Below are 13,087 nucleotides of genomic sequence, written 5' to 3' on the forward strand. Positions count from 1 at the left end.
TAAACAACGATTACATGATTGGACTGGAAGATATTGTTTACCTCATAAATTATATCTTTAAAGGTGGTCCGCCACCTGATCCGCAGGACTGCGCCGATTCAGACTGCAGCGGGTCGGTAAACCTCGTAGATGCTGTGTACCTGGTAAGATATCTTTACTCGGGCGGACAGGCTCCCTGCGATACCGACAACGACGGCTTTATGGATTGCATTCCGGGCTACTGATACCGGTTTTTCCAGCGTATATTATTATATCAGTGCTTTAAACCGAATGGGGAATACTGTTTTGTTTGTTCAGCATTTTTGTTATATTCCTGCGGTTTGAGTAAAACGGGTAGCATGGATTTGTTTCGGTGCGGAAAGATTATCGAATCAGTAAAAGGTGTTTAATCCAATGGCGGACAGGATACGCAGTCCCTTCGAGGGAAAACCTGATGAAGAAAAAATCGAATCTATCCGGAAGATGTTCGGTGAGATCACACCCCATTACGATCTACTGAACCATCTGCTTTCAGGCGGGCAGGATTTCCTGTGGCGTGCTTTCGCCGTCAGCAAGCTTCCCGAAAATGCCCGCGTAGTCCTGGATGTCGCTACCGGGACCGGGGATTTGGCGCTCGATATAGTCCGCAAAAAACCGTATATCCATGTCACCGGGCTGGATTTCGTGCCGCAGATGCTGGATAAGGCGCGGGAAAAGACCGAGGCCAAAAAACTGTCCGACAGGATAACCTACCTCCAGGGTGACGCGATGGAGTTGCCGTTTGAAGCAGACTCATTCGATGCCGCGACAGTCGCCTTCGGACTGCGCAATATGCCCGATCGTGTCGGAGCCCTCAGGGAGATGGCCCGGGTAGTCAAGCCGGGGGGCAGGGTGCTCGTGCTTGAGATGACATTTCCGGAAAACCTGGGGATGCGCGGGTTTTTCTCCTGTTATTTCAGACATGTTATCCCGTTTATGGGAAGCATGATCTCGGGTAATCGTAAGGCTTATGAGCACCTGCCGTCATCGATACAGGACTTTCCCAAACCGGATCAGCTCAGCGAGTATTTCAAACAGGCCGGAATGGAAAAAGTCGACGCGCACCGTATGACTTTCGGGATCACTTACTTGCATAGCGGAATAGTCCGGTAAATTATAGCGGTTGCAAGTAAATGATTGCGCCGGCATGTCCTATCGATATCTTAATTTTTAAATATAATTGTATATGACTGAATAGAATCTGGAGGAAAGCAGATGAGAACTATCGCGAATGTTTTGTGTTGCAGTATGCTCCTGGTCTTTATGCCGGCTTCGGTCGTTCTGGCTCAACAGGAACTCACCCCTGAAGAGCAGGCGGAGCTTCAGGCAGAGTATATGCGCATGGCACAGCCGGGGGAAGCTCATGAACTCATTGCCCAGTTAGAAGGCGAATGGGAGCAGGAGATACGCTTTTGGATGTCGCCCGGCGCTGATCCGATTGTCTCCACGGGAAGCGCACAATGTGAAATGATTTTGGGCGGTCGCTTTTTGTCCTGCGAGGCTGAAGGCGGTTCCGGTCAAAACGCGATGGAGAGCCTGACGATTCTCGGTTACGACAATCGTCATAAGCACTACACCCTGATCGGTTTTGATACCTGGGGGACATACTATGTCACGGCGGCCGGTGACTACGATCCGGATACCAAGACAATCGTATTGTCCGGTGTCGACACAGATCCGGTTATGGGTATGGAGCAGGTTTATGATATGACGCTCGAATTTGTCGATGAAGACAAATACATTTCTGCGGTGATTTTCAAAAATCCCGAGATGACCGGTGGTGCCGAGGAATTCAAGATGGTCGAGGTAATCAATACCAGGGTGAAATAAATCAATTGCTGACTGTTTAAATAGAGCGTCAGCATACGGCGCTCTATTTTTTTAGTCCGGATACTCGAAATCTTTGAATTTAACCCTGTAAAAAATCGAGTAGAGCAAAGGTACCACCCCGAGGGTTAAAAACGTTGCGAAGAGAAGGCCGAAGATAATCGCGATCGCCAACGGCACGAACATGGGCGAGCTCCCGAACCAGAGCGGGAGCAGGCCTCCAATGGTTGTCATGGTGGTCAGCAGAATCGGGCGGAATCGTCTCTGGCCGGCTTCGACAATCGCGCGAGGCGGTTCATGGCCGTTCTCATCTATCTCGAGCTTGATCCGCTCCAGTAATACGATTGCATTGTTGATCACAATTCCTGCCAGCGAGATGATCCCGAGAAGCGTCATGAATCCGAAATAGGAATTCATCAACAGCAGTCCGAGCACCACACCGATCAACCCCAGAGGAATTGTCAGCAGGATGATCAATGGTTTTCGGGCGGAATTGAACTGACCGACTAAAAGCAGGATGATAACCAAAAACGCGAAAGGCAGTTTCTCGGCGATTGACTTGTTGGCATCGCCTGATGATTCAACTTCCCCGCCGAGCTCGTAGCCATAACCGATACCCCACTGCGGGGCTTTTTCTTTCAGCCACTTGTCGACCTCCATGGCGATATCGATACCGTAGTAACCTTCTTTGACATTGGAGCGCAAAGCCAGCATTTTGAGCCTGTCACGCCGGATTATCTGGGCCGGTTGCCAGACGACTTCGATATTGGCCACCTGCAGAAGCGGTACCGACCGGCCGGTCAGGGGCGAGAATATATTGTGGCTTTCGAGCTTGGAGAGATCGTCGCGTTCAGCCGCCACCGAGCGGAGTATGACCGGGATGATCTTGTCGTCTTCATAGTACTCGGTAGTTTCGATCCCTGAGAGTATCGATTGCAGGGAGACGGCTATATCGCGGTTGGTCAGACCGGCTCGCCGGGCGCGTACTTCATCGATTTTAACCATCAGCTTCTTGGCACGCGGGCCCCAGTTGTCGGTGATGTTTTTGGTTCCTGGAATATCTTTGAGGATCTGCCGGACCGAATCTCCCAGGGCAAAGAGCTTATCGGTCTGTTTGCCGAAAAGGCGGATTTCAACCGGGTACTCTACCGGCGGGCCGAGTTCCAATGCTCGTACTGTTGTCGAAAGATCGGGGAAGTTGGCCAGGCAGAACGAGTCGATTTTCGGCCGCAGGCTGTTTTGGATAATCTCCTTGCTGGTGGCGTTGATGAGGATATAAGCGTAATGCGGACTCTCCGGCTCGGGGCTGTAATTGAGAATGTAGCGCGGGCCTCCTTTGCCGATGAAGGATGCCCAGTCGACTATGCCTTCTTTACCGCCGGCAGAATCAGCCATCAGTTCCGCGCTCATGTAATCCTCGATCTTTGTGACTATCCCGGTAGTTTGGCTGAGCGGGCTTCCTACCGGCAATTCCATCTCGGCATAGAATATCGGTTTGTTGTCTTCCGGGAAAAAGATGTTCGGCACGAACTGAAACAGGGCCATCGCACCGAAGAAGACCGCAATCACCCCCAACAGAAACAACAGAGGATGTCTCAGCCCTGCGACCAGAGAGTTGCGATAAAAGCGGTAGAATTTCGAACTATACGAGTGCTTTTGCGATTTGGTATTAATCCTGAGGAATTTGACGCACAACATCGGGATCAATGTCAAGGCCAGCACCCATGATGAAAGCAGAGTGATCGTGACGACCTTGAACAATGAGGCGGTGTATTCTCCGGTCACCGATTCAGCCAGAAAGATCGGCAGGAAAGCGGCGGCTGTCGTCAGCGATGATGTCAAAAGCGGGATACGCAGTTCTTTTGTCGATTCCTCGGCCGCCTCGAGCGGTTTTTTGCCCTCACGCATCATGACCATGATCGATTCCGATATCACGATCGCGTTGTCGACCAAAAGCCCCAGCGATATTATCAGGGCTGCCAGCGAAACTGTATCGATCCCGATGTCGAAGAATGCCATCAGCATCAAAGCCATAATCATGGCCATCGGGATCAGGCTGGCTACCACCAGCCCGGTGCGAATGCCGAGCGAAATCAGCATGACCAGCATGACGATGCCGACTGCCTGGACTATGTTGATGACGAAGTTGTTCACTTTTGCTTCAACGTAATGAGGCTGGAAGGCGACGTAATTGAATTCGATCCCGATCGGGTAATACTCCTGGAATCTTCGTACCTGGGCTTTTACTTTTTCACCCAGTTCGAGGATATTGCCGTCCTCGCGCAGGTTCACCGCCAGTGCCAGGCTCGGTTTTCCCATGTAGTGCATAACCGAGGTGGGAGGGTCGATATAACCGCGGTAAACATGGGCTAAATCCTCCAGAAAGATCAGGTTGCGTGTGCCGGGGATCTGGATCACAGCGCGGCGGATATCCTCAACTGATTCGAAGTTGCCGGTCGGCTGGAGCACCATGCGCTCATGTTCGGTATATATCTCCCCGCCGGGAATAATGATATTTCTGGTCTCGAGTATCCGTTTGAGCTGGGTGGGGGAGAGGTTCAGCTCCGCCAGCCGTGAGTTGTTATACTCGATAAATATCCGCTCTTTTTGAGCGCCATGGATATTGACCTTGGCGGCCTCATCGATAAGCAGAAGTTCATTGCGGCACTCATCGGCAATCTCTTTCAATTCGGCATAGCTGAACCCCTCTCCGGTGAGTGTTATCACGATTCCGAACACATCGCCGAATTCATCGTTTACGAACGGTCCAATCGCCTCGTCCGGAAGATCGCGGGAGGCCCGGTTGACTTTTCGGCGGAGATCGTCCCAGATAGGACGCATATCGCTGTAGCTTTCCTTGATAAAAACATAGACAACCGAAACACCGGTTTTGGACTCGCTGTAAACGTAATCGAGTTCCGGCATTTCCTGTACGGCTTTTTCGATCGGGTCGGTGATTAGCTGTTCGATTCTTTCGGGGGCGGCTCCGGGGAAGAATGTCTGTACTACTGCCGTCCTGATCGTAAATCCGGGATTTTCGCTTCTGGGCATATTGAGGTAGGCGATAATGCCGGCAACCAGAACTACCAGCAGGGCGGCAATCGTGATTCGATCCTTGAGAATCGCCTGGCGGGTCAGACTCACTTGTATACCCCCTCAGGCTGTGGCAGTTTGACTTTCTGGCTGTCGATGATTCTGGATACTCCGGCAGTAATTAACAGGTCGCCCTCCCGGAGGCCCTCCAGGACTTGAAGGCCTTGATTGGTGAGTTCGCCGACTGTAACCTGCCTGCGATGAACGATGCCCAGCCCGGAATCGGCCGGCTCCACGGTAAACACAAAACGTCCCTGCCTGTCTTCGCTGACCGCGACTGACGGTACAATGATCCTTTCGCGCCCGTCGCCGGATTTGAAACGGATCGAGATTTTACCCGCCATACCGGGTCGCAATGCGGGATCCTGCTCTTTGAGCAGGGCGGTAACCGGATAGGTCGAACCCTGTCCGATCGAGGTCACCCCGACCTCGCTGATCGTCGCTTCGAATTTTTTTTCAGGGAAAGCATCGAAGGTGACTGTAGCGGGATCGCCCTCGTTAATATCAGATATCAAAACCTCGGGAATATTGGTCTCCACCTCGAGTTCGGAGCCTGAGGTCAGAAGCGCGACCGCCTGTCCCACCCGGACGTTTTCATTTTCTTGCACCATCACCGCGGCGATTGCGCCCTGGACGGGAGCGGTCAGGCGAGTATAAGTCAGTTGACGACGAGCCTGTTCGAGTTTTTTCTCGATCGAACGCACAGTCGCCCGTGCGGACTCATCGGCGGCCCGGGCGGCATCAAGATCATTTAACGAGGCATTGTTATTTTCATACAGACTGCGCACGCGGTCGTAATTGGCGGCGGCATTGCGGGCCTGGGCGCGTGCCTGCTCGAGAGAGGCTTCGGCTTCCTGCACCCTGAGACGATAATCGACCGGATCGATACGGGCAATCAAGTCCCCGGATTCTACCTGGTCGCCGACTTTGACTGCCACTTCTTCAACTGTCCCGGCTACTTTGAAACTCAGTCGCGATTCGAGGGCGGCTCGGGAAACCGATGAAAATGTCCTGATTCGTTCCCCGCCTGTGGCGTAGACCGTCTGGTAACGAACAGGCCGGATGATCTGCTCTTCTTGTAATTCCTCTTCTCCGCAGCTTGTGACCAGAAGCGCGCTGATCATTAGTATCAGGATCGGGAATATTGGCATTAATCCATTTTTCATCGGGCCTCCCTCTATAAATATCAGAATTTGATCGAGAATGTTAATTACCGGATTGATTCAATTTCGCATATTCATCGTAGTATGCTTTCAACCGCTGTAAAAAGTCTGCCTCGAGATCAGTTCCAGTCAGATAATAGAATTTACCCGAAGCTCTCTGGACATCAATAATATCGATTAAGAATTCATATTTGGCATTGGCGGCGGTCAGGTCAGCAACCAGCGCGGCGTTCTGGGCATCGAGCAGATCGATTACAGACACTACACCGCGCGAGTAGGCATCGGTTACAAGCTCGAGATTCTGGTGGGCGGCTTTGGCGGCATCGCGAGAGAAGCCGATTCCGGCCCATGATGCTCCGGCGCGATGAAGCGCGCTAAGGACTCTCTGCTCGATTTTATCGGCCAGGGCCTTCCGTTGTGCCTGAAGTTTTTTAAGCTCTTCCGACGCCTGAGCCCGCTTATGGAATTTCTGTCCACCTGCAAACAGCGGGTAGCTGAGATTCAATGCGATACTCCAGTTGAGATCGTCCTGCTGAGGCATTTCGAAACCCTGGATCGGGATGGTCAGTCCGGATGTGCCTGCGCCTTCTTCGGAGAACTTTTTCGTGATTTCACCTTTTAACGCCAGTTGCGGAGCCCAGAAAGCATTGGTAGTTGATTTCAGGCGTCGTTTTTGCGCGGCAATTGCTTCATCGAGCGCATTCAATTCGGGTGAGTTGGCGAAGGCTTCTTCGACCATGAATTTCCTGAAGATCTTAAAGGAGGCCTTGTTGCCGACATACTCGGACAGCAGGGATGAGATATGCTCCTGTATAAAATCATCGATGTCCGTTTCTTCGGTTGAGAAACTCTCCTCGGCAGGCCGGTTGATTATACGATTTACGGCGATTTCGGCAACATTGCGTTCGGCATTGGCATCGACTGCCTGCTGACGGCTGGTGGCGAGCTGGCTTTCCCAGCGGTAGACTTCGCCCGGACCCGATAATCCAATCGCCTGACGGGTTCGTGCCAGTTGCAGGTTTGAACGCGTGAGGCTGACATTGTCCTGGCGTATATTTTCAAGCGTCTTGGCCGTCAAGAGCCTGAGATACGCGGTCGAGGCCTGCTGGATAATGTCCAGCCTCAGACGTCGCAGTTCCGCCTGGCGTGACTTGTGAAGATGTCCCTGTATTCCCAGGTTGGCCCAGGCTTGCTCAGAAAAAATCAATTGAGTGGCGGAAGCGGAAGCGCTTATAGTTCTCTCGGCCTGCGCTCCGAAACTTGCTTCAGCCCGGTCATCGTCGATCATCAGTCCTGTGGCGGAAAGATCAATCCGGGGCAGGAGGTTAGCGCGCGCCAAAGCGACCTCTTTTTCCCCGGCTTCAACCTCATGATACATCGAGGCAAGGTCGAGATTGGCGTCGAGTGCCTGACGGGTGACTTTCGGCAAATTCATCTCGCGCGCGACTTTTTCCCTGGTTTCCTGCAACAATATTGCCTCGGTCATAACTTCCCAGCCGGGTGAGATGTCAAGCTGACGGGCTGTGCTTACGTTAATATACAGAAGATTCCGGCGATTGAGGGTAACCGGGATTCGGGAAGCTTCCTCGCCCATCAGGATGCGCTGAATATTCAGGGCTGTACGGCGTGCCACGCGTTGAATATCGATGCCCTCCCCCAGGCCGGCCAAGAGCCCCCGTTCGACATCCGTCCTGCCCATGTACGCGAAGCCTGGAATGTTCCGGTCGATCAAGCCCTGGATGAACTTGTCAAGTTCATCTTCAGGCATGCCGATCATAACGCCGACATGGACCGCGTCGACATCATCAGGGATTGCGGCCAGCGCTTCTTCCGCAGTTTCACCGACAGCGAGCTGGATCACTTCGATATCGACGTCCTCAAATGAATGCTTATGCTTGATAAGCAATGCGGGTATGTTTTCGATAATCAATCGTGGCCAGATAAATGCTATGCGTTCGAAAGGGACGACATCTCTGTAGATATCCAGCACCCCCGCGAAGTTGTAGCCTATGGGGATATATGTCAGGTTCCGTACTCCGCTGATACCTTCATCATAGGGCACTCCCTGGATTTCAACGTTGGCGACAAAAGGCGCTATTACAGGTTTGGATAGATTGTTCATGTGGGTGACGATGTCCGAGCCAACTGCGCCCAATGTCACGACGATGTCAATTTTCGAATCGCTCAACATCTTCTCGATTTCAGCTTTTATGTTTTTACGTTTCCAATCGGAAATCACTATATTATCGGGATTGAAGTCCAGTCGGTAGTCGCGTTCGAGCAGGCTTTGGATCTCGGATTGAAACAGGCTCAGGATGCCTTCGTTGCGTTCCCAGGGACCATCGAGAACAAATCCGATATGGACGCTTTGAGATTGCGGGTAGAGAACCAGCGGGGTTAGGAGTACCAGTACTGAAGCAAAACAGAGCAGTTTTATTACTCTCATCATTGTGCGTGACCCCTCTCGATATGATTTGGGTACATAACCTGTCAAACTGCTTGCGTTGATTATTTTAAAACATTTATAATTCCGTGACAAGGCTTTTAATTGTATTGAACTCAGCCTGACATATTCACTGCACAGCTATTGTTAGAAAAATATTAAATCTGCTTTATATGATGAAAAATTCTAAAACATTGACTGCGTTACGAGAGTATAATAAGCTCATGTTGCAATTAAATATGGAGGAGACATATGAAAGAAAATGTCTGGGAGACTTTTTTCGATAAGCATGCCCCGGAATACATGCAGAATATATTTACCCGGGGGACGAAAGGGGAGGTCGAATTCTTAATCGAGGAGCTGGATCTCAAGCCGGGTATGAAGATCCTGGATATTGGCTGTGGCACGGGGCGCCATGCGGTAGAACTGGCCAAACATGGTTGTCATGTAACCGGTGTCGATCTCTCGCGCGGGATGCTGGATGAAGCTGAAAAAGCCGCCGGCAATGCGGGAGTAAAGCTAGAGTTGATACATTGTGACGCTACTCGATTTGAGAGTGAACCGGTTTTCGATGTTGCCATAATATTGTGCGAGGGGGCATTCTCTTTATATCAGCCCGGACAGGACCCGATTGCTCATGATCTGGCGATATTGAAAAACGCAAATCGCGCCCTCAAACCGGGCGGGAAGTTCATCATGACAGCATTGAATGCCATGAAAAAGATCCGCGAGTATGGTCCCGATGATGTCGCCTCGGGCAAATTCGATCCGCTCAACCTGATTGAACACTACGAGATGGATTACGAGGATGGCGGGCAGAAGCATTCGGTAAAAGTCTGTGAGAAGGGTTACGTGGCGCTGGAACTCAAGCTCCTGTTGAGGATGGCGGGTTTCGAGGTTGAAAATATATGGGGAGGCACGGCCGGCAACTGGGGCCGAAGGCAGATCGACCTGGATGAGTACGAACTGATGGCGGTTGCCCTGAAAAGATAGCTTGCCTCCGGTATACAGTTTCTCAATTTCGTTACTATTCAGGCGGTTTAGGCTGAGTGGAAAAGCATCAATCCTACTCTACAAATTGTACTCTTTTTTTGATTGAAGGATTCAAATCGGGAAACAAGTCAGAGCAGTTTTCGTTATACTCATGGCTGAGAACTGAGGTAGAGAAGGTTTAAAGAGGTAGTTATGAAAACTGTTGAAAAATATTCTGATGGATTTTTCCTGGCAACTGTCCTGTTGCTCCTGTTTGCGGTTGTCCCGACAAATGCGCAACCGTTCATGAAGCCGGAAATCAGCGGGTATTATGAATTTATGCCGGCTACTAACCTGGCTGAACCTGATGCCGGTACTTTCTGGGAAGATCTCGAGGTGCAGACATCCAGAATAGGCTTTGAAGCATCGAACCCGTTTGTTTTTTCACGTGGTAAGACGATTTTCAATCCCCAGCTAAGTTTCGAATACCTGAAAGTCAATTACGACAACTGGGATGCTGTCGAGGGCGATGGCGATCCCAATATCAGCGATCTGTATTCAGGCAACCTGACAATGATGCTGATGCACATGATAAACCCGGGCTGGTCGATGATGGCGATCGTCTCACCTGGTGTGGCCTCCGACTTCGAGGGCGCGGTCACGTTCGATGATTTCAATTTCCAGGCCGGGCTTGTGTTTATGCGCAATTTCAGCCGGTTTACACAGTTAGGATTCGGCGCCGTGTACTCAACCAGTTTCGGTCATGCCATCCCGCTTCCGGCCCTGAGTTTTAACTGGAACAATGGTTCCAATTTGCGTTTCAACGTGATCCTGCCGGTGCGGATTCAGTTTACTTACAGCCTCAATCGCAGTGCAGACCTGGGTCTGCTGATGAAAGTCAGCGGAAACGATTACCGTGGAGCTTCAGAGATTTACGAGGTGAATGATCCCCGGCTGAATGTTTCAGACTGGATGGTCGGACCGACTTTTGACTACCGCCTGAGCGGTGCGCTGGCGGTCAGTCTCCATGCCGGGTACACTTTCGTGCGAGAGTTCGAGTTCTCAAACGGTGAGGATGAGATCGCTTCCTACGATTTGGAGGGCGGTCCATTTCTGCGTGTGAGCCTGAGCTTAACAGGAAAGTAAATAGGGGAAATGATTAGATTTTTTAAGTAAGGACTTACTAAATCAAAAATATAATTGTCCGTAATTACTTATAACGGGCCGCCAGACTCCCAGTGTGCTGACATCATAAGAGGCGGCTCGTTTTTCGTTTTAAGCGACAATTTTCCTGAGAAATGCCCAACCTGTTGAATTACAGGATAGTTCCTGCTTAATCCCAAGGATATGTTGAAAATTTGCACACTGATCAATGAGCTAATTCTATCAAAACGGTGATAATATTGTTTACTAATCCGATAGTCTATAATTGAGAGGTAGAGTTCGCTGTTGTCTCATGCCTGAAAATATTGTGCCTGATAATTAATCATAAAAACACCCCGTTGCGCCGAGAATCGATATCGCTGTTTTAAACAGCATTTAAAAGGAGGGAATTGTGAAGGCGTGCCAGCTATTATTAAAACTTTTTATTCTATCCGTTGTAATATTCAGTTTTCTACCGGCTGATCTTTACGGCAATACTGCTGTGTCTGTTGAACAGGCAGAGAAGATGCTCCGGGAAGGTAATCAGCGGTTTGCTTCCGGTAAGATGAAATATCCGAACCTCGATGACAGCAGGTTAAGGCAGGTGAGCAGTGGACAGGATCCGTGGGCGACCGTGATAACCTGTTCGGATTCTCGTGTTCCGGTTGAGCAGGTATTCGATGCCGGCCTGGGTGATATATTTGTCATCAGAGTGGCTGGAAATGTCTGTGATGTGGATGAGATCGGTTCGATAGAATACGGTGTAGATCACCTGGCGACGCCGGTTTTAGTCGTACTCGGGCATACCCACTGCGGAGCGGTCACAGCTGTTGTTACCGAAGCGGAGGTGCATGGTTCGATTCCTCCCTTGGTGGATAATATCGCGCCAGCAGTTTCCAGGGTAAAATCAGATTATCCAGATCTACATGGCAAAGACCTGGTTCCTCACGCGGTCGAGGAAAATGTCTGGCAGTCGATCGATGACCTGTTCAAAAACAGTCCGGCTGTGCGCGAAAGAGTTGCAAACGGCAGTCTGAAAGTCATGGGTGCGATCTATCAGCTCGAGGACGGCGAGGTCAACTGGCTGGGGACTCATCCGCGGGAGAAATTCCTTTTGGCCTACACCGGCGAAAATCATGAGCACGGGTATCCGCATGAGTATTACAGTGGAAAGCACTGGCATATTCCAAATGTAGCGCATGCCTCTCATGCGAAGGGTTATTCATCGACCGATGTGATGCAGATGCTTCGCGAGGGTAATCAACGTTATGTCGATAACAGTCGTATCTATCCCAATCTTGATCGGGACAGGATCAAAGAGGTGACAGGCGGTCAGAATCCCTATGCCACTGTGATAACCTGTTCGGACTCCCGCGTACCGGTTGAGCATATTTTCGATGCCGGCCTGGGAGATATCTTCGTTATCCGGGTGGCAGGCAATGTCTGTGATGTAGATGAGATCGGTTCTATCGAATACGGTATCGGCCATCTCTACACTCCCGTTCTGGTTGTGTTGGGACATACCTCGTGCGGAGCGGTAACCGCGGTTTGCACAGATGCTGAAGTGCACGGCTCGATACCCCCCTTGGTGGACAATATAATTCCCGCGGTCAGGAGTGTTGAATCAGAAAATCCCCATCTCCATGGAAAAGACCTCGTGCCAAAAGCTGTTGAGGCCAATGTGTGGCGTTCGATAGAAGATTTGTTGAAGCACAGCCCGGAAGCCTGTAAGCTGGTTGAAAGCGGATACCTTCAGGTCGTGGGCGCAGTCTATCACCTGGATGATGGACATGTAGAGTGGATGGGCACTCATCCTGAACAGTACGATATATTGAAAACAGCACTGGCATCTTTTAATGCCGGCGGAAACGGGAGCCATGGTTCATCTGCCGAAGACAGGTACGGTAACAGCCACGACAGCGATGATTACTCATACAGCGCATCGCATGGCAAGGCGGAGGATCACAGCTCTTACACCGGAACTGGTAATGATTATTCGTCTAATAGTTATGACTACAGTTCATCATCGGCCCGCACGGAGTCGAAAAGTACTAATTACGGTTCATCTACCGATCATTCGAGCTCAAATAACTATGGCGGGACAGCGGCGAGCCATAGAAGCCACGGGAGTAAAACCGAAGCAGTCGGGGCAAGTATTTTAGATCAATGGTGGTTCTGGGTAGGTATCATCGCGCTTCTGGTAGGTGGATTCGCAGTCTTTTTAATGAAGCTCCAGGACGGCACCATCAAGGCCAGGATAAATGTGGGTGCCAAGATAGTGGCAGGATTTTGTACCGTTCTGGTTTTGATGGCGATCACCATCTTTATATCCGAATCAAAGCTCGCACACCTGGGAGACTCGATTTATACCATAGCCGAGGATTTTATCCCCCTGACCGAGAAGATTTCTTCGATTGAAGCAGGAGCA

8 protein-coding genes and 1 pseudogene are annotated in these 13,087 nt (G+C 50.7%); 6 read left to right on the plus strand and 3 right to left on the minus strand.

The window, feature by feature from the left end; all coding sequences use genetic code 11:
* Window positions 1-393 precede the first annotated feature (393 nt).
* Together ubiE and GF404_07135 are read left to right on the plus strand one after the other, a co-directional pair.
* A complete protein-coding gene (gene ubiE, locus GF404_07130) occupies window positions 394-1,131 on the plus strand; it encodes a bifunctional demethylmenaquinone methyltransferase/2-methoxy-6-polyprenyl-1,4-benzoquinol methylase UbiE (protein MBD3381953.1) in 738 nt (245 codons plus the stop codon).
* Between the two features lie 102 nt (window positions 1,132-1,233).
* Window positions 1,234-1,848 (plus strand): DUF1579 domain-containing protein, encoded by a 615-nt coding sequence (locus GF404_07135; protein ID MBD3381954.1) that lies wholly within the window; start codon window positions 1,234-1,236, stop codon window positions 1,846-1,848.
* A 51-nt stretch (window positions 1,849-1,899) separates the two neighbouring features.
* On the opposite strand, the gene GF404_07140 is transcribed toward GF404_07135, so the two are convergent.
* The 3 genes from GF404_07140 to GF404_07150 are packed head-to-tail and all read right to left on the minus strand — an operon-like array spanning window position 1,900 to window position 8,550.
* Window positions 1,900-4,989, minus strand: a complete 3,090-nt coding sequence (locus GF404_07140) for an MMPL family transporter (GenBank protein ID MBD3381955.1) — start codon at window positions 4,987-4,989, stop codon at window positions 1,900-1,902.
* Window positions 4,986-6,104, minus strand: coding sequence for an efflux RND transporter periplasmic adaptor subunit (locus GF404_07145; protein MBD3381956.1), 1,119 nt, complete (start codon window positions 6,102-6,104; stop codon window positions 4,986-4,988). The genes GF404_07140 and GF404_07145 overlap by 4 nt, the downstream gene beginning before the upstream one ends.
* 40 nt (window positions 6,105-6,144) lie before the next feature.
* A complete protein-coding gene (locus GF404_07150) occupies window positions 6,145-8,550 on the minus strand; it encodes a hypothetical protein (protein ID MBD3381957.1) in 2,406 nt (801 codons plus the stop codon).
* Between the two features lie 246 nt (window positions 8,551-8,796).
* On the opposite strand from GF404_07150, the gene GF404_07155 reads away from it, so the two are divergent.
* The 4 genes and pseudogenes from GF404_07155 to GF404_07170 all read left to right on the plus strand — a co-directional run.
* The gene (locus GF404_07155; GenBank protein ID MBD3381958.1) at window positions 8,797-9,537 is read left to right on the plus strand and encodes a methyltransferase domain-containing protein; all 741 of its coding nucleotides are present in this window, start codon (window positions 8,797-8,799) and stop codon (window positions 9,535-9,537) included.
* Window positions 9,538-9,729: 192 nt separating this feature from the next.
* Entirely contained in the window at window positions 9,730-10,662 is a 933-nt protein-coding gene (locus GF404_07160) for a hypothetical protein (protein ID MBD3381959.1), read from the plus strand.
* 523 nt (window positions 10,663-11,185) lie between these two features.
* Window positions 11,186-11,746 (plus strand): annotated as a pseudogene (locus GF404_07165) (carbonic anhydrase).
* 150 nt (window positions 11,747-11,896) lie between these two features.
* The coding region (locus GF404_07170; GenBank protein MBD3381960.1) for a hypothetical protein at window positions 11,897-13,087 on the plus strand (1,191 nt) is incomplete at its 3' end.

This window comes from Candidatus Zixiibacteriota bacterium (assembly GCA_014728145.1).
In the GTDB taxonomy this organism is placed as follows: Bacteria; Zixibacteria; MSB-5A5; order JAABVY01; family JAABVY01; genus WJMC01.